Origin of the sequence: Streptomyces sp. MH60 (genome assembly GCF_002939385.1) — a bacterium.
Taxonomy (GTDB): domain Bacteria; phylum Actinomycetota; class Actinomycetes; order Streptomycetales; family Streptomycetaceae; genus Streptomyces.
On the sequence record NZ_MULI01000033.1, the window covers coordinates 44571 to 71276 of the forward strand.

Consider the following 26706-nt stretch of genomic DNA (forward strand, 5'->3'; position numbering starts at 1 on the left):
CCTTCTTACTTCTTCGACGGGGACTTGGGCCGCTGCGGGCCCTTGCGCTGTCCGGACTGGGCCTTGCTGCGGCCACCGCCGCCGGACTTCTGAGCCGGCTTCTTGGCACCGGCGGCAGGCTTGGCGTCCTGCTTGCCGGCCGGTTCGGGGTCCTGCGGCTCGTCCGACTTGGTCAGCGACGTCTTCGGCTCGGCCTCACCGGCGGGCTTGGCCTGGCGCTGCGACTTGCTCTGCCGCTTGGGCTGCTGGCGCTTGGGCTGAGCCGTGGTCGTCACGGTCGAACCGTCCGCGCTCTGGGCGTCCACCGCGGCGTCGTTCTTCACCACGGTGCCGTCGGCCTGGGCGGCCAGGCCCGACTTGTTCAGACCGTTGATGAACTTGCGCTCGGCCTCGTTGCGGTCCCGGCCCTTGGCGACGATGGCCTTCACGATGGCCTTCTGGCCCCGGCCACGGATCTTGCCGTGCTCGGTGACGCTCTTGTGCAGCCGCTCCAGGTAGGAGGCCTGCGCCTTGGAACCCGGCGTCGGGTTGTTGCGGATGACGTACATCTGCTGGCCCATGGTCCACACGTTGGTGGTCAGCCAGTAGACGAGGACACCGACGGGGAAGTTGATACCGAAGACGGCGAACATGACCGGGAAGACGTACATCAGCATCTTCTGCTGCTGCATGAACGGCGTCTTCACCGAGGTGTCGACGTTCTTGGTCATCAGCTGGCGCTGGGTGAAGAACTGCGACGCCGACATCAGCACGATCATGACCGCGGTGACGACCCGGACGTCCGTCAGCGAGGCTCCGAGGGATTCCACCTTGGACGCGCCGTCGGTGAACTTCGCGGCCAGCGGGGCCCCGAAGATGTGCGCCTTCTGGGCGCTCTCCAGCAGAGGCTGGTTGATCTTGCCGATGGTGTCGCCGGACGCGATGCCGTTGAGCACGTGGTACAGGGCGAAGAAGAACGGGGACTGCGCCAGGATGGGAAGGCACGAGGAGAGCGGGTTGGTACCCGTCTCCTTGTACAGCTTCATCATCTCTTCGGACTGACGCTGCTTGTCGTTCTTGTAGCGCTCCTGGATCTTCTTCATCTCCGGCTGGAGCGTCTGCATCCCGCGCGTCGCCTTGATCTGCTTCACGAAGAGCGGGATCAGGCAGATACGGATGAGGATCACCAGGGACACGATGGACAGGCCCCAGGCCCATCCGGTGTCAGGTCCGAAGATCGCCCCGTACACCGTGTGGAACTGGACGATGACCCAGGAGACGGGCCAGGTGATAAAGCTGAAGAGGCTGGCAATCGTGTCCACTAATCATGCTCCTTGGGCATGGGGCGAGGTCTCTGCGGCCGGGCCCGAAGGACGGGACGGGCTCGGATGAGCAGGTCCTCCTTCGGTGGCCGGTTCGGCGGCGGAGGTCCCGCCCTTGCGTGCCCGCCAGGCGGCACGCAGCATTTCGTGCCACCGCGGGCGCTTGCGCGGCGGAACATGGTCCACGCCGCCCGGCGACCACGGATTGCACCGCAGGATGCGCCAGGCGGTGAGCGCGGTGCCCTTGACGGCTCCGTGCCGGTCAATGGCCGTGTAGCCGTAGTGGGAACACGACGGGTAGTACTTGCACACCGGCCCCAGCAGCGGACTGATCGTCCACTGGTAGAGCTTGATCAGAGCCAGCAACGGGTACTTCATCGCGCGCCCCCTCCCAGCAGCCGCTCCAGGGCGGCGTCCAGGTCTCGGGCCAGCTGTGCATGGTCGGCGTCACCCGCACCGGGCAGCGCTCGTACGACTACCAGGCTACCGGGGGGCAACAGGTCGATCCGGTCGCGCATCAGATGGCGAAGCCTGCGCTTCACCTTGTTGCGCACGACCGCACCGCCCACGGCTTTGCTCACGACGAAACCCGCACGTGTCCGGGGAGCGCTCTCCCCAGGCGCGTGCGGGTCCGTGGCACCGCTTCGAAGGTGGACGACGAGGGCCGGGCGGCCGGCCCGGCGTCCCCGTCGTACCGCGGTCGCGAAGTCCTCGCGCCGCCTCAGCCGGTTCTCGGTGGGCAGCACGATGTCATGACCTGACCGGGATCAGGCGGACAGACGGGCGCGACCCTTGCTGCGGCGGGTCGCGAGGATCGCGCGGCCGGCACGGGTACGCATACGCAGCCGGAAACCGTGGGTCTTCGCACGGCGGCGGTTGTTCGGCTGGAAGGTGCGCTTGCTCACTCGGGGGCTCCAGAAAGATTCGGGTGTTGGCGGGGTGCCGTCCTGGCTGTCACCGTGCGCCCACGAGTAGCTCGCGTTACGCCCGAGTGCACCGCTTTTCGATCACCTTGGACGTGACCTGTGCCCATCGGAGGCAGGCGGCAGCAGCCATCGACAACTCGACCTGGTTACGGTACGTGCGACTGCGCCATTCGGTCAAACCAGCGGTGACCGGGAGACACTTGTCCACAGGCTGGGGACAACAACTTGAACCCTACCCGTCGCGCTGACTACCGTGACTGGACTCCGATTCGTTCCCTTATCCCTGCCCCACCCGAGTTTCATCCCGACCCGTCCCCGAATCACACCTTCGAGGGACTCGTGAGAGAGCGTGCCCTGTGGCTGACGTACCTGCCGATCTTGCCGCAGTGTGGCCACGCGTATTGGAGCAACTTCTCGGGGAGGGCCGCGGGCAGGGTGTCGAGTCGAAGGACGAGCACTGGATCCGGCGCTGCCAGCCGCTCGCGCTGGTCGCCGACACCGCCCTGCTCGCCGTACCGAACGAATTTGCGAAGGGCGTACTGGAGGGCCGTCTCGCCCCGATCGTCAGCGAGACCCTCAGCCGCGAGTGCGGGCGCCCGATCCGCATCGCGATCACCGTCGACGACACCGCGGGGGAGCCCGCCGGGCCCGCTCCGCAGGCGCCCCAAGCGCCGCCCTCCCGACCCCAGCCCCGCTACGAGGAGCCCGAGCTCCCCGCTCCCGGACAGGGCGGCGGCCGCGAGGAGTACCGCGACGAGTACGAGGGGTACGGCCGCCACCGCGCCGACCAGCTCCCCACCGCCCGGCCCGCCTACCCGCAGGAGTACCAGCGCCCCGAGCCCGGCTCCTGGCCCCGCCCCGCGCAGCAGGACGACTACGGCTGGCAGCAGCAGCGCCTCGGCTTCCCGGAACGGGACCCCTACGCGTCCCCGTCGCAGGAGCCGTACGGCCAGGAGCCGCCGCCGTACTCCCACGAGTCCCACAGCCCGTACCAGCAGGACTACCGGCAGCAGCCCCCGGAACGCTCCTCGTACGACACCCAGCGCGGCGAGTACGAGCAGTCCCGGAACGACTACGACAAGTCCCGCGGCGACTACGAACAGTCCCGGGGTGAATACGACAGTCCGCGCGGGGACTACGACCAGCAGCGCGGCGACTACGAGAAGCGCGGCCCGCGCCGTGAGCTGCCCGATCCCCCGCCCGGGTCCGGGCACGTCCACCGCGGCGGCCCGGTCGGCCCCGGACCCGCCACCGGGGCGCCCGGGCCGCTGGCCGCGCAGCCCGCGCCGGCGACCGGCCCCGGCGAGCCGACCGCCCGCCTGAACCCGAAGTACCTCTTCGACACCTTCGTCATCGGCGCCTCCAACCGCTTCGCCCACGCGGCGGCCGTCGCCGTCGCCGAGGCACCCGCGAAGGCCTACAACCCCCTGTTCATCTACGGGGAGTCGGGACTCGGCAAGACCCACCTGCTGCACGCCATCGGGCACTACGCGCGCAGCCTCTACCCGGGCACGCGCGTGCGCTACGTCAGCTCGGAGGAGTTCACCAACGAGTTCATCAACTCCATCCGCGACGGCAAGGGCGACAGCTTCCGCAAGCGCTACCGCGAGATGGACATCCTGCTCGTCGACGACATCCAGTTCCTCGCGGACAAGGAGTCGACGCAGGAGGAGTTCTTCCACACCTTCAACACCCTCCACAACGCCAACAAGCAGATCGTGCTCTCCAGCGACCGGCCGCCCAAGCAGCTGGTGACGCTGGAGGACCGGCTCCGCAACCGCTTCGAGTGGGGCCTGATCACCGACGTCCAGCCGCCGGAGCTGGAGACGCGCATCGCGATCCTGCGCAAGAAGGCGGTCCAGGAGCAGCTCAACGCCCCGCCGGAGGTGCTGGAGTTCATCGCCTCGCGGATCTCCCGCAACATCCGCGAGCTGGAGGGCGCGCTGATCCGGGTGACGGCGTTCGCGTCGCTCAACCGGCAGCCGGTGGACCTGGGACTCACCGAGATCGTCCTCAAGGACCTGATCCCCGGCGGCGAGGACTCGGCGCCCGAGATCACGTCCACGGCCATCATGGGCGCGACCGCTGACTACTTCGGCCTCACGATCGAGGACCTGTGCGGCACCTCGCGCGGGCGGGCGCTCGTGACGGCCCGGCAGATCGCCATGTACCTGTGCCGCGAGCTGACGGACCTCTCGCTGCCGAAGATCGGCGCGCTGTTCGGCGGCCGGGACCACACCACGGTGATGCACGCCGACCGGAAGATCCGCAATCTGATGGCCGAGCGGCGCTCGATCTACAACCAGGTGACCGAGCTGACCAACCGCATCAAGAACGGCTGACGGCCGCCGGCACCGGCTACGAAGGCGCCTCCGGGACCCCCGGGGGCGCCTTTCGCGTGTCTCCCGCGCGTCCCCGCGTCTCCACCGGCTCGTACGGCTGTCCTGGCCGCTGTTCGAATACCTGCCGGGTTACGGGCGTCCTCCACAGATTGGGCCAGTTTTTTCCGTCCACACCTTGGGGACTGGGAAGTTGTCCCGATCCTGTCCACAGGCCAGGCTGGTGAGGGATCATCAGGGCAGGTCAGCTCCCTGTGGATTCGTGGACGAACGATCTCCACAGGCTGTGGACAAAGAAATGATCCACAGGCTGTGCGTCCGGTTGTCCACGGGCAACCCACAGGATGGACGCGGTTGTCCCCAGCGATCCCCAGCTTCTCCACATGCCTGTCCACTGTTCGGCAACGTGACGCGCCCTGTCACCGCGTCGAGTGAAAGGCGTCACACCGGGCTGCCTGGTTGGGCTGTGGGAAACGTGGGTAAAGCTGGGGACGGCGCTGGGGAGAAGTCGCCTCTCCCTGTGCACGGTGTGTGCAGAACTTTCTGTTCTCCACAGAAGGGCCCGGTTGTCCACCGGCTCCGCCCACAGGCCCGGTGGACAAAATTCCCGGCCTGACCTGGGCAAACGAGGTTATCCACGGTATCCACAGGCCCTACTACTACTGACGACTAGAGAGAGTGCGGAATTCGTTTCGAAGCGGGTCCTGTGCACAACTCGCTCTCTCGAGCCCGACCGCCCCTCGTCACGACTTGACCCCGAACGGCACCTACTGTCAGTGGGGTGCGTCAGACTGGTCCCCGGTGTTCTGCCCCTCACAGCGGCGGACGACACCGGTCAGACGACGAAGGCGAAGCAGGGCGAGCAGCGCCGGCAACAGCAGGAGGCGGCAACAGTGAAGATCCGGGTGGAACGCGACGTACTCGCGGAGGCAGTGGCCTGGGCGGCTCGCAGCCTCCCGGCCCGTCCGCCGGCGCCGGTCCTCGCGGGCCTGCTGCTGAAGGCCGAGGAGGGGCAGCTGAGCCTGTCCAGCTTCGACTACGAGGTCTCGGCGCGGGTGTCGGTCGAAGCGGAGATCGAGGAGGAGGGCACGGTCCTCGTCTCGGGCCGGCTGCTCGCGGACATCTCCCGCGCCCTCCCCAACCGGCCGGTGGAGATTTCCACAGACGGTGTACGGGCGACGGTGGTCTGCGGCTCCTCGCGGTTCACCCTCCACACCCTGCCGGTGGAGGAGTACCCGGCGCTGCCGCAGATGCCGGAGGCGACGGGCACGGTCCCCGGCGAGGTCTTCGCCTCGGCCGTGCAGCAGGTGGCCATCGCCGCGGGCCGCGACGACACGCTGCCCGTGCTGACCGGTGTGCGCATCGAGATCGAGGGCGACTCGGTGACGCTGGCCTCCACCGACCGCTACCGCTTCGCGGTCCGCGAGTTCCTGTGGAAGCCGGAGAACCCGGACATCTCCGCGGTCGCCCTGGTGCCCGCCAAGACGCTCCAGGACACCGCCAAGGCGCTGACCAGCGGTGACCAGGTGATCCTGGCGCTGTCCGGGTCGGGCGCGGGCGAGGGCCTGATCGGTTTCGAGGGCGCGGGCCGCCGGACGACGACGCGTCTGCTGGAGGGCGACCTCCCGAAGTACAAGACGCTCTTCCCGACGGAGTTCAACAGCGTCGCGGTGATCGAGACCGCCCCCTTCGTGGAGGCCGTCAAGCGCGTGGCCCTGGTCGCCGAGCGCAACACCCCGGTGCGGCTCAGCTTCGAGCAGGGCGTGCTCATCCTGGAGGCTGGCTCCAGTGACGACGCACAGGCTGTGGAAAGGGTCGACGCCCAGCTGGAGGGCGACGACATCTCGATCGCCTTCAACCCGACCTTCCTGCTGGACGGCCTGAGCGCGATCGACTCCCCGGTCGCCCAGCTGTCCTTCACCACGTCCACGAAGCCCGCCCTGCTCAGCGGCAAGCCCGCGGTGGACGCCGAGGCGGACGAGGCCTACAAGTACCTGATCATGCCGGTGCGGCTGAGCGGCTGAGCAAGGCCGCCGCACCGTTGGTCGCTGTCCACAGGGTGGGGACGAACCCGCAGGTGAGGGCGTACGTCTGAGCGCGTATGCCCACAGCTGTGCACGGGCGTGCGGGTTTAGGCTCGACGCGGGTACGAAAGTGCCGCGGCACGCATCCGGCGGGTTCGGAGGTGCCGCCTTGCCACCTCGCACACCTAAGGAACGCAACTGATGGAGCTCGGTCTCGTCGGCCTCGGCAAGATGGGCGGCAACATGCGCGAGCGGATCCGCCGCGCGGGCCACACCGTCGTCGGATACGACCGCAATCCGGACCTCGCCGACGTCCACAGCCTGGAAGAGCTTGTGGGCAAGCTCAGCGCACCGCGCGTGGTGTGGGTGATGGTCCCGGCAGGCGAGGCCACCCAGGCCACCGTCGACCGGCTCGGCGAGCTGCTGGAGCCCGGCGACGTCGTCGTGGACGGCGGCAACTCCCGCTGGACGGACGACGAGAAGCACGCCGAGGAGCTGGCGGCCAAGGGCATAGGCTTCGTCGACTGCGGCGTCTCCGGCGGCGTCTGGGGCCTGGAGAACGGTTACGCGCTGATGTACGGCGGCGACGCCGAGAACGTCGCCAAGGTGCAGCCGGTCTTCGACGCCCTCAAGCCGGAGGGCGACTTCGGTGCCGTGCACGCCGGAAAGGTGGGCGCGGGCCACTTCGCGAAGATGGTCCACAACGGCATCGAGTACGCCATGATGCAGGCCTACGCCGAGGGCTGGGAGCTGCTGGAGAAGGTCGACTCCGTGGACAACGTCCGCGAGGTCTTCCGCTCCTGGCAGGAGGGCACCGTCATCCGCTCCTGGCTCCTCGACCTGGCCGTCAACGCCCTCGACGACGACGAGCACCTGGACGGGCTCCGGGGTTATGCACAGGACTCCGGTGAGGGACGCTGGACTGTGGAGGCGGCGATCGACAACGCGGTGCCGCTGCCCGCGATCACGGCCTCCCTCTTCGCGCGGTTCGCGTCCCGGCAGGACGACTCGCCGCAGATGAAGATGATCGCCGCGCTGCGGAACCAGTTCGGCGGCCACGCGGTCGAGAAGAAGTAGGCACCACCAGTTGGGGAGGTCGGCGAACGACCATGCACGTCACGCATCTGTCGCTGGCCGACTTCCGTTCGTACGCCCGGGTCGAGGTGCCCCTGGACCCGGGCGTCACCGCTTTCGTCGGCCCGAACGGGCAGGGCAAGACCAACCTGGTCGAGGCGGTCGGCTACCTGGCCACCCTCGGCAGCCACCGGGTCTCCTCCGACGCCCCCCTGGTGCGCATGGGCGCCGAGCGGGCCGTGATCCGCGCCCAGGTCCGGCAGGGCGAGCGGCAGCAGCTGATCGAGCTGGAGCTGAACCCGGGCAGGGCCAACCGCGCCCGTATCAACCGGTCCTCGCAGGTCAGACCGCGTGACGTGCTCGGCATCGTGCGCACCGTGCTGTTCGCGCCGGAGGACCTCGCGCTGGTCAAGGGCGACCCCGGTGAGCGGCGCCGTTTCCTGGACGAGCTGATCACCGCACGCTCCCCGCGGATGGCGGGGGTGCGCTCCGACTACGACCGGGTCCTCAAGCAGCGCAACACCCTGCTGAAGTCGGCCGCGCTCGCCCGCCGGCACGGCGGCCGCACGATGGACCTGTCCACGCTCGACGTCTGGGACCAGCACCTCGCGCGCGCGGGCGCCGAGCTGCTCGCCCAGCGGCTGGACCTGATCGCGGCCGTGCAGCCGCTGGCCGACAAGGCGTACGAGCAGCTGGCCCCGGGCGGTGGGCCCGTCGCCCTGGAGTACAAGCCGTCGGCGCCCGGTGAGGCGCACACGCGTGAGGACCTGTACGAGCAGCTGATGGCGGCGCTCGCCGAGGCGCGCAAGCAGGAGATCGAGCGGGGCGTCACGCTGGTCGGTCCGCACCGGGACGACCTGCTGCTCAAGCTCGGCTCGCTGCCCGCCAAGGGCTACGCCTCCCACGGCGAGTCGTGGTCGTACGCGCTGGCGCTGCGGCTGGCGTCGTTCGACCTGTTGCGGGCGGAGGGCAACGAGCCGGTGCTGGTGCTGGACGACGTCTTCGCCGAGCTGGACGCGCGGCGCCGGGAGCGGCTGGCCGAGCTGGTCGCGCCCGGGGAGCAGGTGCTGGTGACGGCCGCGGTCGACGACGACGTACCGCATGTGCTGGCGGGGGCGCGGTTCACGGTGGCGGAGGGGACGGTGGAGCGCGTATGAGCGCCGACGAGCCGGCCCCCGGTCCTCCCGGCGACCCCGGGAAAGCCCCCGGGAAAGGCGGCCAGGAGCCGTCCGGCGTCGACCTCGCGCGCGTGGCGCTCAGGGCGGCGCGGGAAGCGGCACGCGCGCGTGGGGACGCGGCCCAGCAGAAGAAGCAGGCGCGTCGCGGGGGTCTGCGCTCCGGGGCGCGGGCCGACGGCCGTGACCCCATGGCGCTGGGTTCCGCGATCAACCGGCTGATCACCGAGCGCGGCTGGGAGACACCGGCCGCGGTGGGCGGGGTGATGGGCCGCTGGCCGCAGATCGTCGGTGAGGACGTGGCGAAGCACTGTGAGCCGGAGCGGTACGACGAGGACGAGCGGGTGCTGGTCGTGCGCTGCGACTCGACGGCGTGGGCGACGAACCTGCGGCTGCTCGCGCCGACGCTGGTGGCCCGGCTCAACGAGGACCTGGGGCACGGGTCGGTGCGGATGATCAAGGTTCTCGGACCCGGTGGTCCGGGCGGTCCGGGCCGGCGCTACGGGCCATTGCGGGCGCCCGGCAGCCAGGGCCCGGGCGACACCTACGGGTGATCTGCGGGCGGTCTGGCACCCCGTCAGAGATGCGTGATGTACCTCACAAAAATGAGCGCCGCCGGTCGGAGTGAACCGTCGGGGCGCGCTGCGCCGTACCCCCGTGCGGGGCCTCGGAGCGGGATCTGACTCCCAAGTAGCAAAGGGTTGACGCCTCGAAGCGCTGGGTGCCGTTGTGAGCCTCTTGAGGCCCCCATCCGCATATCGGGAGTCGGACGAGCAGCGTTCAGGGCGGCACATGCGGACTCAGGTACCGGCAAACCCCCATCAGTGTCAGTGGTACCGGTAGAATGAGAGAGAATCCCGCCCCGACTGTGGGGACCGTCCGGGACTAGCTGAGCAACGCTGATCAAGGCTTACCAACGCAACATGCCGCAGCCGCTCCGGCAACCTGCCGACGAGCCCGGCTCGTGCTGTGCCAGAAAGGGCGCTTCGTGGCCGATTCCGGCAACCCCAACGAGAACAACCCGTCCACCGACACCGGCGTGAACGACGCGGTGAGCACCTCGCACAGCGATGCCTCCGCGTCGTACGACGCCAGTGCCATCACCGTCCTCGAGGGTCTGGACGCGGTCCGCAAGCGACCCGGTATGTACATCGGTTCGACCGGTGAGCGGGGCCTGCACCACCTGGTGCAGGAGGTCGTGGACAACTCCGTCGACGAGGCGCTGGCCGGTCACGCGGACACGATCGACGTGACGATCCTCGCCGACGGCGGGGTCCGGGTCGTCGACAACGGCCGTGGCATCCCGGTGGGCATCGTCCCCTCCGAGGGGAAGCCCGCCGTCGAGGTCGTGCTGACCGTGCTGCACGCGGGCGGCAAGTTCGGCGGCGGCGGCTACGCGGTCTCCGGCGGTCTGCACGGCGTGGGTGTCTCCGTCGTCAACGCCCTCTCCACGCGGGTCGCGGTGGAGGTCAAGACCGACGGCTACCGCTGGACGCAGGAGTACAAGCTGGGCGTCCCCACGGCGTCGCTCGCCCGGCACGAGGCCACCGAGGAGACCGGCACGACGGTCACCTTCTGGGCCGACGGCGACATCTTCGAGACCACCGACTACTCCTTCGAGACGCTCTCCCGGCGCTTCCAGGAGATGGCCTTCCTCAACAAGGGCCTGAGGATCAACCTCACCGACGAGCGCGAGTCGGCGAAGGCCACCGCCGGCGCGGACGAGGCGGGGGAGGACGAGAAGCACGAGGAAAAGAGCGTCTCGTACCACTACGAGGGCGGCATCGTCGACTTCGTGACGTACCTCAACTCCCGCAAGGGAGAGCTGGTGCACCCCACCGTGATCGACCTGGAGGCCGAGGACAAGGACAAGAGCCTGTCCCTCGAGGTCGCCATGCAGTGGAACGGCGGCTACACGGAGGGCGTGTACTCCTTCGCCAACATCATCCACACGCACGAGGGCGGCACGCACGAGGAGGGCTTCCGCGCGGCGCTCACCTCGCTCATCAACAAGTACGCGCGCGACAAGAAGCTGCTGCGCGAGAAGGACGACAACCTCACGGGTGACGACATCCGCGAGGGTCTGACGGCGATCATCTCGGTCAAGCTGGCGGAGCCGCAGTTCGAGGGCCAGACCAAGACCAAGCTGGGCAACACCGAGGTGAAGACCTTCGTGCAGAAGGTCGTCTACGAGCACCTCACCGACTGGCTCGACCGCAACCCCAACGAGGCCGCGGACATCATCCGCAAGGGCATCCAGGCGGCCCACGCGCGCGTGGCGGCCCGCAAGGCCCGCGACCTGACGCGCCGTAAGGGCCTGCTGGAGTCGGCGTCGCTGCCGGGCAAGCTGTCCGACTGCCAGTCGAACGACCCGACCAAGTGCGAGATCTTCATCGTCGAGGGCGACTCCGCCGGCGGTTCGGCCAAGTCCGGCCGCAACCCGCAGTACCAGGCGATCCTCCCGATCCGCGGCAAGATCCTCAACGTCGAGAAGGCGCGCATCGACCGGATCCTGCAGAACCAGGAGATCCAGGCGATGATCTCCGCGTTCGGCACCGGTGTGCACGAGGACTTCGACATCGAGAAGCTCCGCTATCACAAGATCATCCTGATGGCGGACGCCGACGTCGACGGCCAGCACATCAACACCCTGCTGCTGACCTTCCTGTTCCGCTTCATGCGGCCGCTGGTCGAGTCCGGGCACGTGTACCTCTCCCGTCCCCCGCTGTACAAGATCAAGTGGGGTCGGGACGACTTCGAGTACGCCTACTCCGACCGCGAGCGCGACGCGCTGATCGAGATGGGCCGCAACGCGGGCAAGCGCATCCGCGAGGACTCCGTGCAGCGCTTCAAGGGCCTCGGCGAGATGAACGCCGAGGAGCTGCGCATCACGACCATGGACCAGGAGCACCGGGTGCTCGGCCAGGTCACGCTCGACGACGCCGCGCAGGCCGACGACCTGTTCTCGGTGCTGATGGGCGAGGACGTCGAGGCCCGGCGCGCGTTCATCCAGCGCAACGCCAAGGACGTCCGCTTCCTCGACATCTGAGTCGGTCTCAGCTGACCGCACCAGGAAGGACCTTCACCAGCAATGACCGACGAGAACACTCCTGTGACCACGCCCGAGGGTGACGCCCTGGCGATGCGTGTCGAGCCCGTGGGGCTCGAGACGGAGATGCAGCGCTCGTACCTCGACTACGCGATGTCCGTCATCGTCTCGCGTGCGCTGCCCGACGTCCGTGACGGCCTCAAGCCCGTGCACCGCCGGGTGCTGTACGCCATGTACGACGGCGGCTACCGCCCCGAGCGCGGCTTCTACAAGTGCGCCCGCGTCGTCGGCGACGTCATGGGCAACTACCACCCGCACGGCGACAGCTCCATCTACGACGCGCTGGTCCGCCTCGCCCAGCCGTGGTCGATGCGGATGCCGCTCGTCGACTCCAACGGCAACTTCGGCTCGCCGGGCAACGACCCGGCGGCGGCCATGCGCTACACCGAGTGCAAGATGGCGCCGCTGTCGATGGAAATGGTCCGCGACATCGACGAGGAGACCGTCGACTTCACGGACAACTACGACGGCCGCTCCCAGGAGCCGACCGTCCTGCCGGCCCGTTTCCCGAACCTGCTGATCAACGGCTCGGCGGGCATCGCGGTCGGCATGGCGACCAACATCCCGCCGCACAACCTGCGCGAGGTCGCGGCCGGCGCCCAGTGGTACCTGGAGAACTACGAGGCCTCGCACGAGGAGCTGCTCGACGCGCTGATCGAGCGCATCAAGGGCCCCGACTTCCCGACCGGCGCCCTGGTGGTGGGCCGCAAGGGCATCGAGGAGGCCTACCGCACCGGGCGCGGCTCGATCACCATGCGCGCGGTCGTCGAGGTCGAGGAGATCCAGAACCGCCAGTGCCTGGTGGTCACGGAGCTGCCCTACCAGACCAACCCCGACAACCTCGCGCAGAAGATCGCCGACCTGGTGAAGGACGGCAAGATCGGCGGCATCGCGGACGTCCGCGACGAGACGTCCTCGCGCACCGGCCAGCGCCTGGTGATCGTGCTCAAGCGGGACGCGGTCGCCAAGGTCGTGCTGAACAACCTGTACAAGCACACCGACCTCCAGTCGAACTTCGGCGCCAACATGCTGGCCCTGGTGGACGGCGTGCCGCGCACCCTCTCCCTGGACGCGTTCATCCGCCACTGGGTGAACCACCAGATCGAGGTCATCGTCCGCCGTACGCGCTTCAGGCTGCGCAAGGCGGAGGAGCGGGCGCACATCCTGCGCGGTCTGCTCAAGGCGCTGGACGCCATCGACGAGGTCATCGCGCTGATCCGGCGCAGCGACACCGTCGAGATCGCGCGCGGGGGCCTGATGGACCTCCTGGAGATCGACGAGATCCAGGCCAACGCCATCCTGGAGATGCAACTGCGCCGCCTGGCGGCCCTGGAGCGGCAGAAGATCGTCCGTGAGCACGACGAACTCCAGGCCAAGATCACCGAGTACAACGAGATCCTCGCCTCGCCCGTCCGCCAGCGCGGGATCGTCAGCGAGGAGCTGACCGCGCTCGTCGAGAAGTACGGCGACGACCGCAAGACGAAGCTGATCCCGTACGAGGGCGACATGTCCATCGAGGACCTGATTGCCGAGGAGGACATCGTCGTCACGGTCACGCGGGGCGGCTACATCAAGCGCACCAAGACCGACGACTACCGGGCGCAGAAGCGCGGCGGGAAGGGCGTGCGCGGAGCGAAGCTCAAGGAAGACGACATCGTCAACCACTTCTTCGTGTCCACCACGCACCACTGGCTGCTGTTCTTCACCAACAAGGGCCGCGTCTACCGCGCCAAGGCCTACGAGCTGCCGGACGCCGGCCGGGACGCGCGCGGCCAGCACGTGGCGAACCTGCTGGCCTTCCAGCCGGACGAGACGATCGCCCAGATCCGCGCGATCCGCGACTACGAGGCGGTTCCGTACCTGGTCCTGGCCACCAAGGCCGGTCTGGTGAAGAAGACGCCGCTGAAGGACTACGACTCGCCGCGCTCCGGCGGTGTCATCGCCATCAACCTGCGGGAGCAGGCGGACGGAAGCGACGACGAACTGATCGGGGCCGAACTCGTCTCGGCCGAGGACGATCTGCTGCTGATCAGCAAGAAGGCGCAGTCGATCAGGTTCACCGCGTCGGACGACACACTGCGTCCGATGGGGCGTGCCACCTCGGGCGTCAAGGGCATGAGTTTCCGCGAAGGGGACGAGCTGCTCTCGATGAATGTTGTTCGAGCCGGTACGTTCGTGTTCACTGCCACCGACGGCGGTTACGCGAAGCGGACCTCCGTCGACGAGTACCGCGTCCAGGGTCGCGGCGGCCTCGGCATCAAGGCCGCCAAGATCGTCGAGGACCGCGGGTCGCTCGTGGGCGCGCTGGTGGTCGAGGAGCACGACGAGATCCTCGCCATCACACTCTCGGGCGGTGTGATTCGTACGCGAGTCAACGGGGTCAGGGAGACCGGCCGTGACACCATGGGCGTTCAACTGATCAATCTGGGCAAGCGCGATGCCGTCGTCGGCATCGCACGCAACGCCGAGGCGGGACGCGAGGCGGAGGAGGTCGACGGCGATGTGGCCGTCGACGAGACCGCCGAGGATGCCGCGACCACCGGCACGGACGAGGGTGAGGCGCCCTCGGCCGAGTAGCACGAGGAGAGAGTCATCGTGAGCGGAGCCACGGGCGCCGGATCGGCCGGTACCCCCACGGGTACGGAAACGGGCGGCGGCGGCCGTGGCTCCGCCGCGCGTGCGACGGATTCGCACACGACTCAACTGCGCAAGATCGACGACGGAGCGACCGACTCGCACTCGGGGAGCTCGTCCACAACGCATGGATCCCAGGGGGGAACTGTGACGGACACCCGAGGCCAGCAGACTCAGCAGGCTGCCTCGCCGCTGCCGGGAGAACGGCAGCCCCAGCAGCCCGGCGGGCCCTACCACCCGCCGCAGGCCTACCAGACCCACGGCGGCAACACGGCGGCCGTGCGCCGCCCGCGCACCGGCGCACGCACCACGCCCCGGGTGCGCAAGGCGCGCCTGCGCGTGTCGAAGGCCGACCCGTGGTCGGTGATGAAGGTCAGCTTCCTGCTCTCCATCGCGCTCGGCATCTGCACCATCGTCGCGTCCGCCGTGCTGTGGATGGTCATGGACGCCATGGGCGTCTTCTCGACGGTCGGCGGCACGATCGCCGAGGCCACCGGGTCCAACGAGTCCAACGGCTTCGACCTGCAGTCCTTCCTGTCGCTGCCCAACGTGCTGATGTTCGCGACGGTCATCGCGGTCATCGACGTCGTCCTCGCGACGGCCCTCGCCACCCTCGGCGCGTTCATCTACAACCTGTCCGCCGGCTTCGTCGGCGGCGTGGAGCTGACGCTCGCCGAGGACGAGTGATCCGGGAGCCGACCGTGCTCGTCGGCCGCGCGACAACCGATTTTGGGACTGCCCGCCTCGTGCGCTAATCTTCAGGGGTCAGCGCGCGGGACATACACCGCAGAGCGCGGCGGGGCTATAGCTCAGTTGGTTAGAGCGCATCCCTGATAAGGATGAGGCCACAGGTTCAAATCCTGTTAGCCCCACAGCATGAAGACCCCCAGCCGGATCCGGTTGGGGGTCTTCGCGTGTGCCGCGGTGGGGCGGGAGAGCTCAGAAAAAGACCCGACCGCTGGCGACGGGGGATGCGCCAGCGGTCGGGCTGTGGCCAAGGCTAACAAGGCCGGGTGTCCGGTGGGTGCCGACTGGTCGGTCGGGTGCCGGAGATGTGACAGGGATCACGCAGGCGGGTGGCTTCACCGGTCGCACGGTGGTTCGTAGTCCAGGCGCGGCAGGTACTCGTGCCACTTCTCCTCGGTCAGCACCCCCCGGGTGGCCGAGCAGATGCGGTCGATGGCGTCGTCCACGCCCAGGCTCCACAGCCGGACGGTGTCCGTGCCGCTGGAGACCCCGAGCATGTGGTGCCCGGGGCTGAAGGACAGGAAGTTGCCCGTCTTGGCGTTGGGGCTCATCGCCTGGCCGATGGGGGCGGCCTCGGCGGGGTCGGTGACGCTCCAGAGCCGGACCGTGTTGTCGTTGGCGCCGCTGGCCAGGGTGGAGCCGTCCCGGCTGAACGTCAGCGACACCACCGAGTCGGTGTGCCCGGCGAGCGTGGTCTCGGCCCCGGACGCCTCGCCCGGCCCGGTGGCGTCCCAGAGGCGGACCGTGCCGTCGTCGCTGCCGCTGGCCAGGGTGCGGCCGTCGGGACTGTAGGCGAGGACGTTGACGGGTCCGAGGTGCCCGGTACGGGCCGCACCGAGGCGGGTGGTGTGCGCGGGGTCGGTGACGTCCCAGAGGCGTACGGCGTCGTCCGCGCCGCCGCTGGCGAGGGTGCGGCCGTCCGGGCTGAACGCGAGCGTGTTGACGTATCCCGTGTGGCCGGCGAGCGGCTTGCCCAGACGGCGGGGGTGGGACGGATCCTCGGCGTTCCACAACTGGATGGAGCGGTCGTCGTGGGCCGTGGCCAGGGTGCGGCCGTCGGGGCTGAACGCCAGCGTGTCGGGGCCCGCGTACCGGGTGCGCAGCGCCACCGGCGGTCCGTGGGCCTTGGGCCGGGCCGGGTCCGTGACGTCCCACAACTGCAGCGCGCGGCCCCCCACGAGCACCGCGAGCGTCTTGCCGTCCGGGGAGAACACCAGTGACCGTATGTCCCCCTCCCCGGGCTTGAAGGGCGCGCTCAGCGACACGGGCCGGGCGGGGTCCGTGACGTCCCACAGCCGGACCCGGCCGTCGCGGGCCGCCGTGGCCAGTGCCCGCCCGTCCGGACGGAAGGCTCCGATACGGCCGATCATGTCCGAGGTCGGCAGCGACCACAGGCGGACCTTGCTGTCACCGCTGCCGGTGGCGAGGGTGTGGCCGTCGGGGCTGAAGCCGAGGGCGTACATCTCACCGCTGCCGCCGGCGAGGGGGACGCCGACCTGCGAGGGGTAGGCCGGGTCGCTGACGTTCCACAGGATCGCCGTACTGTCCGCGCTGCTCGTGGCGAGGGTGTCGCCGTCGGGGCTGAACGCCACCGCCCAGACGGGCCCGCTGTGACCGGTGAGCGGTGCGCCGACGGACTTCGCCCCGGCGGGATCGGTGACGTCCCACAGTCGTACGGTGTCGTCCGCGCTGCCGCTGGCGAGGGTGCGGCCGTCGGGGCTGAAGGCCACGGAGTGCACCAGGCCGCTGTGGCCGGCCAGCGGTGCGCCGACGGGCTCGGGGCGGCGCGGGTCGGCCACGTCCCACAGCCGGACCTTCTCGTCGTCGCCGCCGGCCGCGAGCGTGTGTCCGTCGGGGCTGAACGCCACCGAGCGCACCGCCGCGGTGGGGCCGCTCAGGGTGTCGAGCGCCTCGGGGCGGCGCGGGTCGGCGACGTTCCACAGGCGGACCGTGTGGTCGTCGTGGGCGGAGGCCAGGGTGTGGCCGTCCGGGCTGAAGGCGAGCAGGTAGACGGTGCCGCCGTGGCCGGTCAGGGGGGCGCCGAGCGGGCGCGGACGGCGCGGGTCCCGCACGTCCCACAGCCGGATCGTGCCGTCGTCCGAGGCGCTGGCCAGGGTGCGGCCGTCCGGGCTGAAGACCGCGGTGCTCACCCAGCTGGTGTGTCCGGTGAGGGGCTTTCCCAGCTGCTTCGGACGGCCGGGGTCCGAGACGTCCCAGAGCCGGACCGTCCGGTCGTAGCTGGCCGTCGCCAGGGTCCGCCCGTCGGGGCTGAACGAGGTGAGGTAGACGGCGCCCGTGTGCCCGAGGACCGGGGTGGCCAGGGGCGCGTTCACGATCGAGATCAGCCGGTTCCTGACGTTCTCGTCGTCCGGCCGCAGGCGGTGCGCCGCCAGGTCGAGCTGGGCCGACAGGGACGGGTCCGTGTCCTCGACCCGGTCCGCTTCGGCGACCACCTGCTCGAACACGGCGTCGTTGCGCTGCTGCCAGGCGAGCACCGCCGAACCGACGGCCACCAGCGCCAGGACGACCAGCGCGGACACCGCGGCACGCCTGATCATGACGGTGCGTCTGCGCAGCCGGTCCGCGGCGGCCAGGAACTCCACCGCGCTGCGGGTCAGGAAGGTGTCGCCGGCCGCCTTCGCCCAGCCGCCGGCCTGCGCCAGCCGGGAGCCCCGGTAGAGCAGCGCGCTGTCGCGGTCCGACTCCTCCCAGGCCAGGCCGTCCTCCTCCAGCCGCTGGCGCAGCAGGTTTCCGGCGCGGTCCTCGTCGATCCAGTCGCGCAGCCGGGGCCAGGCGTGCAGCAGCGCCTCGTGGGTGATCTCCACGGTGTCCGAGTCGAGTGTCACCAGCCGGGCCCGTACCAGCGCCTCCAGTGACTCCTCGGTCTTGTCGGGGTCCACCGACTCCTCGGCCAGCCGGCGCCGCGTGCTGCGCCTGCGGGTGGCCTGGGTGTCCTCGCTCAGCCGGACCAGCCTGAGCAGCAGCAGCCGTGCGGCCGTGCGGGCCGCCGGGTCCAGACCGGACCAGGCCCGCTCGGCGGTCGCGGCCACCGCGCCCTGGATGCCGCCGGCCGCGCGGTATCCGGCCAGGGTCAGCCGGCCCGCCTTGCGCCGCTGCCAGGTCGCGAGCAGGGCGTGGGAGAGGAGCGGCAGCACGCCCGCGTCGTGTGCCCCGCGCGGGCTGTCGGTGCTCACCTCGCGGATGATCAGCTCGGCCAGCCCCGGTTCGAGCTCCATGCCGACGGCCCTGGCGGGAGCGGTCACCGCCTCGCGCAGTTCCGCGGTGGTCAGCGGCCCGAGCACCATGTGCCGGTGCTGCAGCGCGTCGGCCAGCTCGGGGTACCGCAGGCACCGGTCGTAGAAGTCGGCGCGTACGCCCAGGGTCACCAGCACCGGTGGCGGGTCCCCGTCGGCGCCGGGCGTGCAGGCGGCCTGGAGCAGCCGGATGAACACGCGCCGGTCCGCCTCGTCGGCGCAGAGGGTGAAGAGTTCCTCGAACTGGTCCACGATGACGACCGGACGGGCGCTCTCCGGGGCATCCGGGAGTGCCCGGGTGTCCCGGCTGTGCTGGTCGTTCAGGTTGTTTTGGTCGTCGCGGCCGTCCGGGACATCTCGACTGTCCGGGTTTGTCGGGCTCGCCTGTCCTTCGGGGCCGTCCATGCCGTCCCGACCGCCCGGATCTGCCGGGTCAAGCGGGCCTGCCTCGCCTGCCTCGCCTGCCTGGCCCCCCAGGTCTGCCTGGCCGTCCTGGCCTCCCTGGTCCGCCTGGCCCGCCTGCCCTGCCGGGCTGCCCCGGCTGCCCCGGCTGCCCCGGTGTCCTTCCGGCCCGTCCGTCCTGTCCGGCCCGTCCCTTCCCCCCGGTCCGGGTGGGCCTTCCGTGGTGGCCGCCCAGGCCGCGACGGCTGCCCTCGCCGCGTCCTCCGCCCGTGGGTCGCCCGTGGGGTGGGTCTCGAGGGAGCCCGGGGCCGCCGTCTCCTGGGCCGCCGCTTCCCTTATGGCACCGACGACCGGCGCGAACTGCGGTATCAGGCGGGTCAGCTCGCCGAGCGGATCGGCCCCCGGCACGAGTTGGAGCACCCGCCTGGGCGGACCGTCACAGGCGTCCGGCGTGCCGGTCCGCAGGGCGGGCACCAGACCGGCGTTGAGCAGCGAGGACTTCCCCGCTCCTGAGGCGCCCACGAGCATGACCAGGCCGCCGGTGTCCCGCGTCGCGTGGAGCTGGGCGACCAGGGCCCGCGTGCTCCGCTCCCGTCCGAAGAACCAGTCGGCGTCCTGCCTGCGGTAGGCGGCCAGTCCCCGATAGGGACAGATCCCGCCGGGGGCCGCCGGAGCCTCGCCCGGGGGCTGCTCCGCGGCCGAGGCCGGCGCGGGACGTTCACCGGTCGGGTCGGCCACCGCCCGCTCCCACAGGCGTTGCCACCGGGCCAGGTCGTACAGGCCGGCGGAGACCGGTACCGGCCGGGCGCGCCGCGCCTGGGGTATGAGGACGTGCAGGACGGCCGCCAGGGCGGGGAACTGGGCGGGCACGTTCTTGGCCCGCCGCCAGTCGCTGATCCGCTGGGCGGAGACCCGCACGGGCCGCCCCCGTTCATCGACCCGCTGGAGCCGGACGACGGCCTCGGACACACGTTTGAGGGGAGGGTTGCCCGCCTCCCTGTACAGCAGTGCGAGGCGTTCTGCGAAGGCCGTGCGTGCCCCTGAGTCGAAACTCAAGGTCTCCACTCCTTACTTCCCCCGCACCTGGACGTCCGGACCGGAAAACTCACTCTATACGGCTGACCTGCGGCTACAGCGGTCCGATGGCTCCGGAACCTCCTCTGCGGCGACCACGGGTGGCAGGATCGCGTCGCAGTGGCGAGGCGGCCCCGCGGCACCCGGACAGGTCAGCGGCTCAGCACTCGGAGAGCCACCCCGTGAGGCCGCATGTTCTCGGTCAGCTTTCGGTGGCCCGTCCCCCGACCCGGCCGGTACCACCCGCGAGAAAACGGCGCCGGCATGGTTTGGCACCGGTCCCCACGAGGGGAGGGACCGGAGCCAAACCATGCCGACGCGCACCTGTGGTCGATGCGGCCGCCGCCGTCGCCGTCAATCCCGGGCGGCCGGCCGGCGTGCGGGCGGGACCAGCAGATCGCGCTCCGGGTGCTTCTCGCCGGTGACCCTGCCCCGGATGCCCAGGTCGGCCCGGGCGTCCTCGTGGAAGGCGTTGATGGCGCGGAACGCCGCCCGGTGCCGCTCCCGCCACTCCTCCAGGCTGCCGTCGATCCGGCCGGTCGCCTGCCAGTCGATCTCGGCGAGCACCACGTTCAGCTCGTGCCCGGACTCGATGGCCTCGTCCCCGCCGAGCAGCATGACCCGTTCGAAGGCCGACCCCCAGCGCCGGCTCGCCTCCGCCAGGTCGTCGCGCAGTTCCTCCTCGCTCCGGTGGCTCTCGCGCAGCCCCTCCCGCGCCTCGTACAGCGGCACGGACGCGGCGATCCGCATCTTGGCGGCGTCCACGTACTCCCCGTAGGCGTCGACCTTCTTGTCGTCCCACCGCGTGAGCAGCTGGTGGCGGTTCCTGCTCCGCTCCATCAGGTAGTTCGTGACGTGTGTGGTCAGCGCGCCGAGCAGTACGGCCGCGATCGTCACGAGTTGCTCGCCGGTTCCCACACCGTCCCCCCGTCACCACTCCGCACCGCGTACGAGTGTCGGATGATCTTATGAGGACCGGAGCGAGTCGGCCAACAGGCGGGCGGCCGGGGCGGATTCAGTGTGCCGTTCCGTGGGCAGGCAGGTCGTGAAGGCCCGCAACCGACCGCTGCTGGAGTGCGCATGAGGATCTCCGTCGACCCCGAGCAGTGCTACGGCTCCGGAGACTGCGTCCACCGGGCCCCTGCCGTCTTCACCCGGGTGGACGGCCTCGGTGCCGTCATACCCGGCCGGGAACACGACGTCGACGCTCCCCGGGTGCGGGAGGCGGCCGAGGGATGTCCCTCCGCGGCGATCACCATCACGCGCACGGAAACGGAAGGGGTCTGACGCTGAGTACCCGGGGCGAGCCGGGTGCCGCCGTCGCCGAGGCACTGGCCGGCCTTGCCGCCCGGTACGTGCGAATCGGCCCGGGCACCTTCGGGAAGGCGGCCCTCGCCGCGCACTGGCTGAACCCGCGGCTGCGCGAGCACCCGCGCCGGGCCGTCGTCGAAACGCGCAGCGGCGATCTGTTCGCCGTGGACACGCAGGACCTCATCCAGCGGTACCTGTACCTGTTCGGCGCGTGGGAGCCGCATCTGACGGGCTGGCTGCGGCACCGGCTGCGGCCGGGGGACGGCTTCGTCGACGTGGGGGCCAACATCGGCGTCTTCAGCGTCCTGGCGGCCCGGCTCGTCGGTGCCGGGGGCCGGGTCGTCGCGATCGAGGCGTCGCCGGATCTCCACCGCCGCCTGGTACGGAACGTCCGGCTCAACGCCCTCGGCAACGTCCGGGCGCTCAATGCCGCCGTCTCGGACCGCGCCAGGACGCTGACCTTCGCGCTCGCCAGCTCACGGAACACGGGGGCGAACAGCATCGTCCCGTACGACGGCCCGGTGGAGTCCAGCTTCCGGGCACGGGCCCGGCCGCTGCCGGAGCTCCTCGACGCGGCGGAGATCGCGACCGCCCGGGTGATCAAGATCGACGTCGAGGGCGCCGAGGGGAGTGTCGTGCGCGGTCTCGCGCCGGTGCTGGGCGCCCTGCGGTCCGACGCGGAGATCACGGTCGAGGTGTCGCCCGAGCGCATGGCCCGGCTCGGGGATCGTGCCGACGACCTGCTGGCGGTGATGCGGGACGCCGGGTTCCACGTCTACCGGCTGGCCAACGACTACGCGCCCGGGAGCTACCCCGCGGCGCTGAGCGGTGCCCCCCGGGCGCCGGTCCGCCTGCGCGGGCCGGTGACCGAGGAGAGCGACCTGATCTTCTCGCGGGTCGACGCGGAACGGCTGCCCTGACCGCCGGGCGCGCCCGACGCCCGTTTCAGGAGCGCCCGCGCGACCCGCCGGAGTCGTTGGAGTCGTCGGCGCCTTCCGGCAGGCGCCACCCGAAGGACGTCAGGGCGCGTGCCCTGGCCTCCACCACCGCCATCCGGGCTTCGCGTTCGACGGGGTCGGCGTGGGCAGCCTGGCCGGTCTCCTGGCCCTCCCACTTGCGGTAGAGGAGGCCGACCTCCGCCGAGAACCAGCCCCGGCTCACGCCGTTCAGCGCCAGCAGCAGGCCGGTGTCCTCGGACGCGGGCAGGGCCATCCAGCCGCCGAGGGCGAGCAGCAGGTCCCGCCGGACGAGGAGGGTCGCCGGGTGGACCTGGGCGCGGAAGCCGTTCGCCTTCCAGAAGTCGAGCACCCCTCCGCGCTCGATGGGCCCGTGCGCCGGGTCGCCGGGGAAGCCGGCCGTCGAACCGTCGGGCAGCAGGTCCAGGACCCGCGAGGTCGCCCACCCGATCGACGGGTCGGCCTCCAGGGCGGCCAGGTCGCGGGCCAGGGCGCCCGGCGTGAGCCGGTCGTCGGCGTCCAGGATCTTCACGTACCCGCCGTCGGCGTGGGCCAGGGCCATCGTGCGCGCCACCCCGGGCCCGCCCTGCCGGCCGTGGCGCCCCTGGTGGAAGACGACCCGCGGGTCGTCGGGCACGTGGGGCCGGACGTCCTGGGTGCGGCCGTCCTCCTGGATCACCCAGCGCCACTCCCAGCCGGCGGGCATCTCCTGGGCGCACAGCGAGGCGTAGGCCTCGGGCAGGAAGGGGGCGGAGGGGCCGTGGACGGCCGTGACGACGGTGACGTGCTGGTTCACGGCGGCACTCACCACCTTTCCAGACGGGTCGTGAAGAGCAGTTCGGTGCGGTCGCCGGGCAGCGTGACGTCGGAGACGTCGACCACCCGGCCGTCGGTGTCGTACGAGGTCTTGCGGAGCAGGATCACCGACGTGCCCGGCGGCAGGTCCAGGGCCGCGGCCTCCTCCGGTGTCGGCGGGCGGGCGGTCAGGCGCTCCTCCACGCGGTCCAGTTCTATGCCCACGGTGCGGAGTTGGTGCTGGGTGCCGCCCGGCCAGGGTTCGTTGGCCTCGTCCAGGAGGTCGGGGTTGGCCGCGATCATGTCGCGGACGAGGTAGGAGGTCACCAGGTTGAACGGGGCGGGCTCGGCCGAGTACCGCGTCCGGTAGACGCGTCGGAGGAGCACGGTGCCCTCCGGGACGCCGAAGGCCTCGGCCAGTTCCGCGGACGCCTCCCGCTCGCGGTACTCCGCGTGGAAGACGAGGTCGTCGGCCCGCAGGCCGGTGTCGCGCTCCGTGGCGCCCGTCTCGGCCCGCGTGGCCAGCGGGCGCCGGGCCCGGTCCTTCTCCCACTGGTGCCGGCGGTTGTCCCGCACCGCCGGGGTGCGGGGCCGGCGGACGAAGGTGCCGAGGCCGTGCCGCTTGTCGATCAGGCCCTCGTCACTCAGCAGCCGGAGCGCGTTCTGCACGGTCGGCACGCTGCGCCGGTAGTGGTGGGCGAGGTCGGCCTCCGAGGGCAGCCGGTCGCCGGGGCGCCGCTCACCCGCTCGGATGGAGCGGCGCAGATCGTCCGCGATCACTTCGTAGGCCTTGGGCATGGCCGCAGGGTACAACTCCTCAAGAGGTCTTGAAGAGTTGGGGGCGGGAAGCGGACGGGATTGACCGGGTATCGTCCTGTTTCCGCACACACGACGGCGGCCCGGCTGCTCTGTCGAGCTGCCGGGCCGTTCTCGCGTGTGGTGCGTACGCAGATCGCCGTTACGTCGGGGTCGGGGTGGTGCGGGCCGCTCAGCGCTGGAGCGGGATGGTGTGCTGGGCCGGGGGCTCTGCGGCGGTGTCGTCGCAGCGAAGGCCGGTGGCCGTGGCGGTGGTGGCGGCCGTGGCGGTGGCTGCGGCGTCGGCGAGTGGGCGGTGGCGGCAACTGGGCGCCGTGCCGTGGGCCTCGGCGCGGATGCGCTGCTTCATCGTGGGGGGCAGGGAACCGGTTCGGGACCAGGACCAGGACCAGGGAACCGCGGCCGCGGGTGCCGCCTCGGGGGAGGCGCTCTCGGTGTTGCTGTGCGTTCCGGTCTGCGGTACGGCCGCGGCGGCCGTCGTCGTGATGAGTCCGAGCGCCGTGCACAGCGCGAGGAAGGCGGTGACGATGGTGGTCCAGAGCGTCAGGACCTTGTTCCGGGCCATGGCCCCTCACTTTCGGGTTGGGCGATTTGCGTACTTTCCTCATGATGTGTATGAGCGCCGCGAAGTGGTGGACCGACGCCCGTGGCGCGTCGATGTTCAGATGAACACCACTCGAATGGCCGCAAAGGGCTGGAAAAGGTGCCCAGACGGGAGGGAGGCGGGCAAAAGTCACCGCATGTGAGGGTGTGATCACCCTCCGATCAGAATGGGTTCGTCCGCTTCTAAAGGGTTCCCGGGACGGGCAGTTGACCGTCGACGCAGGTCACCGATCGGTATCGGCCGGTGTGTATAGTCGGGCGCCAGAGGTCCCCTACGTCAAGGAAAGACGAGGTCGCGCGGTGAAGAAGCTTCTCCTGGTCGCACTGGCCGCCATCGGCGGGCTCCTCGTGTACCGCCAGATCCAGGCGGATCGCGCCGAGCAGGATCTGTGGACGGAGGCGACTGACTCCGTGCCCACGGGTTCGTGAGAACGACCGACATCCGGTCCTGAGCAGACCCCGGCCGTCATACGGTCGGGGTTTTGTGTTGCCCCGAGGGGGCACGGTCCGCTGGGGGCGGGCGGCGACGGAGCCGGTGAACGCGAGGGGTGGCGGGTCATGGGACGGTGGTGTACGGCTCGGCGGCGTGCCGGAACGGGGCGGGCACGACCGTCGGTGACCGCGCGACCGGCGGTGTCCGGGCGGGTGGCCGTGGTGGCCGCCGTACTCGTACTGGCCACGACCGCCGCCCTGCCCGGAGCCGCCGCCCTCGCTGCCGGTGAGCCCGGCTCGGCCCGTGGGACCGGCTCGGCCGGTGCGACCGACGGGTACGACTTCGCCGGCGACGCCGTGCGCAGAGCGGGCGCGCCTGCCCCCGCGGGCGCCGAACCGCTGGAGGCCGGCTCCACGTACCGCAGCACCCTGCCGCGGAACGGTGTCCTCTATTACCGCCTCGACCTCGACGACGCCTCCGACGCCTACGTCTCCGTCACCGCCGTACCCGGCGCCGACGGCGAGGTCACCGCCGTCGACGGCATCCGGGTCTCCGTGCAGGACGCCGACGGCGGCTCGTGCTCCGTGCAGAGCGCGACCTTCGGCGCCGCCCGCAGCCCCCGCCCGGTCACCGCCTGGGGCATGCGCGAGATCGACCCCGGCGCCAACCGGTGCCAGGACCCCGGCACCTACTACGTCGGCGTCGAGCGGACCCGGCCCCAGGACTCCCCGCCGGACGACTGGGACCTTGAACTCACCGCCGCCACCGAACCCCGCCCGCGCCAGACCGGTGCCACCGGGGCGCCCGAGACCTGGGACTCCGCCTCGCCCGAGCCGCTCCCCGGCGAGCCGGAACACCGGCCGGGCGGCAACGGCTTCGCCCACGCCACCCTCGTCGGGCAGGGCGTCTGGCGCGACGACATCCGGCCCGGGGAGACCCTCTACTACAAGGTGCCGGTCGACTGGGGCCGCCAGGTGTACGCCACCGCGGAACTCGCCGGTTCCGCGGACGCCTCCGGCTATGCCACCGGGGCCCTGCGACTGGCCCTGCACAACCCCGTGCGCGGCGAGGTCGACGACGCCGCCAAGGGCTACACCGGGCGCCGGACCACCGTCGGCCTCTCCCCCCTGCCGCCGGTGGCGTACCCCAACCGGTACGCCACCGCCGGACAGGTCGGCGCGCTGCGGTTCGCCGGTGACTACTACGTCGTGATCCACCTCGCGGCCCAGGTGGCCGACGACTTCGGCCAGGGCCCGTTCGGCGTGACGCTGCGCCTGCGACTCGGGGGAACGGCGGGCGCCGGACCCGACTACGCGGGGGAGTCCCGGCCCAAGGGCCTCTTCGAGGTCTCCGCGCGGGACCGGGCGGCCGCGCCCGTGAGCGCCGCCGCGGACGACGACCTCGCCATGAAGGCGGTCGCCGTCGGCGGGATCGGCACCGGCAGCCTGCTGCTCCTCGGCCTGGCCGTGTGGACGGCGACGGCCCGGCGCCGGGCCTAGCCCCCTTCCGGCGCGCCGGACTCAGATCCGGGTCAGTGCCCAGAAACCCACGGCGTAGCAGGCCAGCGCGAGCAGCAGCAGCGGCAGGGCCACCCGGGCCGGGGGACCGGGACGGCGGCGCCGCCGGGTCCCACGGTGCTGGGCGGGCGGGGCGGACCGCGGGTTCCGGGCGGTGTACGCGGCGGTGGGGACGTCGGCGCGCTGCGGCGGAGACGGCGCGAGGGCCTGGGCGGG

The 26706-nt window shown here is 70.9% G+C and carries 21 protein-coding genes, 1 tRNA gene and 1 pseudogene; 13 read left to right on the forward strand and 10 right to left on the reverse strand.

Annotation, left to right across the window (positions count from 1 at the left end):
• Nucleotides 1–5 precede the first annotated feature (5 nt).
• The 4 genes from yidC to rpmH are packed head-to-tail and all read right to left on the reverse strand — an operon-like array spanning nt 6 to nt 2206.
• Complete coding sequence (yidC, locus tag BZZ08_RS20980; RefSeq protein ID WP_104633798.1) at nt 6–1301, reverse strand: membrane protein insertase YidC; 1296 nt, start codon at nt 1299–1301, stop codon at nt 6–8.
• A gap of 3 nt (nt 1302–1304) precedes the next feature.
• Entirely contained in the window at nt 1305–1679 is a 375-nt protein-coding gene (gene yidD, locus BZZ08_RS20985; RefSeq protein WP_104633799.1) for a membrane protein insertion efficiency factor YidD, read from the reverse strand.
• Nucleotides 1676–2047, reverse strand: a complete 372-nt coding sequence (gene rnpA, locus BZZ08_RS20990; protein WP_104633800.1) for a ribonuclease P protein component — start codon at nt 2045–2047, stop codon at nt 1676–1678. The genes yidD and rnpA overlap by 4 nt, the downstream gene beginning before the upstream one ends.
• Before the next feature lie 21 nt (nt 2048–2068).
• Nucleotides 2069–2206: a 50S ribosomal protein L34 gene (gene rpmH, locus BZZ08_RS20995; RefSeq protein ID WP_003975051.1), complete on the reverse strand. Its 138-nt coding sequence runs from the start codon at nt 2204–2206 to the stop codon at nt 2069–2071.
• Nucleotides 2207–2583: 377 nt separating this feature from the next.
• Between rpmH and dnaA the strand changes: the two genes are divergently transcribed.
• From dnaA to BZZ08_RS21045, 9 genes are all read left to right on the forward strand, one after another.
• Nucleotides 2584–4569, forward strand: a complete 1986-nt coding sequence (gene dnaA, locus BZZ08_RS21000) for a chromosomal replication initiator protein DnaA (protein WP_104633801.1) — start codon at nt 2584–2586, stop codon at nt 4567–4569.
• 890 nt (nt 4570–5459) lie between these two features.
• On the forward strand, nt 5460–6590 hold the full coding sequence (gene dnaN / locus BZZ08_RS21010) for a DNA polymerase III subunit beta (protein WP_052836777.1): 1131 nt from the start codon (nt 5460–5462) through the stop codon (nt 6588–6590).
• 201 nt (nt 6591–6791) lie between these two features.
• Complete coding sequence (gene gnd / locus BZZ08_RS21015) at nt 6792–7667, forward strand: phosphogluconate dehydrogenase (NAD(+)-dependent, decarboxylating) (RefSeq protein ID WP_104633803.1); 876 nt, start codon at nt 6792–6794, stop codon at nt 7665–7667.
• Between the two features lie 32 nt (nt 7668–7699).
• Nucleotides 7700–8821 (forward strand): DNA replication/repair protein RecF, encoded by a 1122-nt coding sequence (recF, locus tag BZZ08_RS21020; RefSeq protein WP_104633804.1) that lies wholly within the window; start codon nt 7700–7702, stop codon nt 8819–8821.
• Nucleotides 8818–9393: a DUF721 domain-containing protein gene (locus tag BZZ08_RS21025; RefSeq protein ID WP_104633805.1), complete on the forward strand. Its 576-nt coding sequence runs from the start codon at nt 8818–8820 to the stop codon at nt 9391–9393. Before recF ends, BZZ08_RS21025 begins: the two co-directional genes overlap by 4 nt.
• A 434-nt stretch (nt 9394–9827) precedes the next feature.
• On the forward strand, nt 9828–11888 hold the full coding sequence (gyrB, locus tag BZZ08_RS21030) for a DNA topoisomerase (ATP-hydrolyzing) subunit B (protein WP_198601600.1): 2061 nt from the start codon (nt 9828–9830) through the stop codon (nt 11886–11888).
• A gap of 42 nt (nt 11889–11930) precedes the next feature.
• Nucleotides 11931–14525: a DNA gyrase subunit A gene (gene gyrA, locus BZZ08_RS21035; protein ID WP_104633807.1), complete on the forward strand. Its 2595-nt coding sequence runs from the start codon at nt 11931–11933 to the stop codon at nt 14523–14525.
• Between the two features lie 18 nt (nt 14526–14543).
• Nucleotides 14544–15269: a DUF3566 domain-containing protein gene (locus BZZ08_RS21040; RefSeq protein ID WP_198601601.1), complete on the forward strand. Its 726-nt coding sequence runs from the start codon at nt 14544–14546 to the stop codon at nt 15267–15269.
• A gap of 111 nt (nt 15270–15380) precedes the next feature.
• Nucleotides 15381–15454 (forward strand) — tRNA-Ile (locus tag BZZ08_RS21045).
• Nucleotides 15455–15664: 210 nt separating this feature from the next.
• On the opposite strand, the gene BZZ08_RS39955 is transcribed toward BZZ08_RS21045, so the two are convergent.
• Together BZZ08_RS39955 and BZZ08_RS21055 are read right to left on the reverse strand one after the other, a co-directional pair.
• The gene (locus tag BZZ08_RS39955) at nt 15665–20050 is read right to left on the reverse strand and encodes an nSTAND1 domain-containing NTPase (RefSeq protein ID WP_104633808.1); all 4386 of its coding nucleotides are present in this window, start codon (nt 20048–20050) and stop codon (nt 15665–15667) included.
• Between the two features lie 363 nt (nt 20051–20413).
• On the reverse strand, nt 20414–20977 hold the full coding sequence (locus BZZ08_RS21055; protein ID WP_104633809.1) for a hypothetical protein: 564 nt from the start codon (nt 20975–20977) through the stop codon (nt 20414–20416).
• 162 nt (nt 20978–21139) lie between these two features.
• On the opposite strand from BZZ08_RS21055, the gene BZZ08_RS21060 reads away from it, so the two are divergent.
• Together BZZ08_RS21060 and BZZ08_RS21065 are read left to right on the forward strand one after the other, a co-directional pair.
• Nucleotides 21140–21346: a ferredoxin gene (locus tag BZZ08_RS21060; protein ID WP_104633810.1), complete on the forward strand. Its 207-nt coding sequence runs from the start codon at nt 21140–21142 to the stop codon at nt 21344–21346.
• 68 nt (nt 21347–21414) lie between these two features.
• Nucleotides 21415–22290 carry an FkbM family methyltransferase gene (locus tag BZZ08_RS21065; RefSeq protein ID WP_104633811.1) on the forward strand — a complete coding sequence of 292 codons (876 nt, stop codon included), beginning with the start codon at nt 21415–21417 and terminating at the stop codon, nt 22288–22290.
• A 25-nt stretch (nt 22291–22315) separates the two neighbouring features.
• On the opposite strand, the gene BZZ08_RS21070 is transcribed toward BZZ08_RS21065, so the two are convergent.
• From BZZ08_RS21070 to BZZ08_RS21080, 3 genes are all read right to left on the reverse strand, one after another.
• The gene (locus tag BZZ08_RS21070) at nt 22316–23134 is read right to left on the reverse strand and encodes a glycosyltransferase family 2 protein (RefSeq protein WP_446750266.1); all 819 of its coding nucleotides are present in this window, start codon (nt 23132–23134) and stop codon (nt 22316–22318) included.
• Entirely contained in the window at nt 23131–23919 is a 789-nt protein-coding gene (locus tag BZZ08_RS21075; protein ID WP_104633812.1) for a GntR family transcriptional regulator, read from the reverse strand. The genes BZZ08_RS21070 and BZZ08_RS21075 overlap by 4 nt, the downstream gene beginning before the upstream one ends.
• Nucleotides 23920–24109: 190 nt before the next feature.
• The gene (locus BZZ08_RS21080) at nt 24110–24502 is read right to left on the reverse strand and encodes a DUF6344 domain-containing protein (RefSeq protein ID WP_104633813.1); all 393 of its coding nucleotides are present in this window, start codon (nt 24500–24502) and stop codon (nt 24110–24112) included.
• A 338-nt stretch (nt 24503–24840) separates the two neighbouring features.
• Between BZZ08_RS21080 and BZZ08_RS39610 the strand changes: the two genes are divergently transcribed.
• Together BZZ08_RS39610 and BZZ08_RS21090 are read left to right on the forward strand one after the other, a co-directional pair.
• Complete coding sequence (locus tag BZZ08_RS39610) at nt 24841–24969, forward strand: DLW-39 family protein (protein WP_003999697.1); 129 nt, start codon at nt 24841–24843, stop codon at nt 24967–24969.
• Nucleotides 24970–25098: 129 nt separating this feature from the next.
• Nucleotides 25099–26472, forward strand: coding sequence for a hypothetical protein (locus tag BZZ08_RS21090; RefSeq protein WP_104633815.1), 1374 nt, complete (start codon nt 25099–25101; stop codon nt 26470–26472).
• 21 nt (nt 26473–26493) lie between these two features.
• On the opposite strand, the pseudogene BZZ08_RS21095 reads toward BZZ08_RS21090, so the two are convergent.
• A pseudogene (locus BZZ08_RS21095) lies at nt 26494–26706 on the reverse strand (serine/threonine protein kinase); the annotation flags it as partial.

Bases quoted from the DNA above. Each gene is read 5' to 3' on its own strand.
- yidD (WP_104633799.1), bottom strand. From the start codon at position 1,679: ATGAAGTACCCGTTGCTGGCTCTGATCAAGCTCTACCAGTGGACGATC.
- gnd (WP_104633803.1), top strand. From the start codon at position 6,792: ATGGAGCTCGGTCTCGTCGGCCTCGGCAAGATGGGCGGCAACATGCGC.
- recF (WP_104633804.1), top strand. From the start codon at position 7,700: ATGCACGTCACGCATCTGTCGCTGGCCGACTTCCGTTCGTACGCCCGG.
- BZZ08_RS21025 (WP_104633805.1), top strand. From the start codon at position 8,818: ATGAGCGCCGACGAGCCGGCCCCCGGTCCTCCCGGCGACCCCGGGAAA.
- gyrA (WP_104633807.1), top strand. From the start codon at position 11,931: ATGACCGACGAGAACACTCCTGTGACCACGCCCGAGGGTGACGCCCTG.
- BZZ08_RS21060 (WP_104633810.1), top strand. From the start codon at position 21,140: ATGAGGATCTCCGTCGACCCCGAGCAGTGCTACGGCTCCGGAGACTGC.
- BZZ08_RS21075 (WP_104633812.1), bottom strand. From the start codon at position 23,919: ATGCCCAAGGCCTACGAAGTGATCGCGGACGATCTGCGCCGCTCCATC.
- BZZ08_RS21080 (WP_104633813.1), bottom strand. From the start codon at position 24,502: ATGGCCCGGAACAAGGTCCTGACGCTCTGGACCACCATCGTCACCGCC.
- BZZ08_RS21090 (WP_104633815.1), top strand. From the start codon at position 25,099: ATGGGACGGTGGTGTACGGCTCGGCGGCGTGCCGGAACGGGGCGGGCA.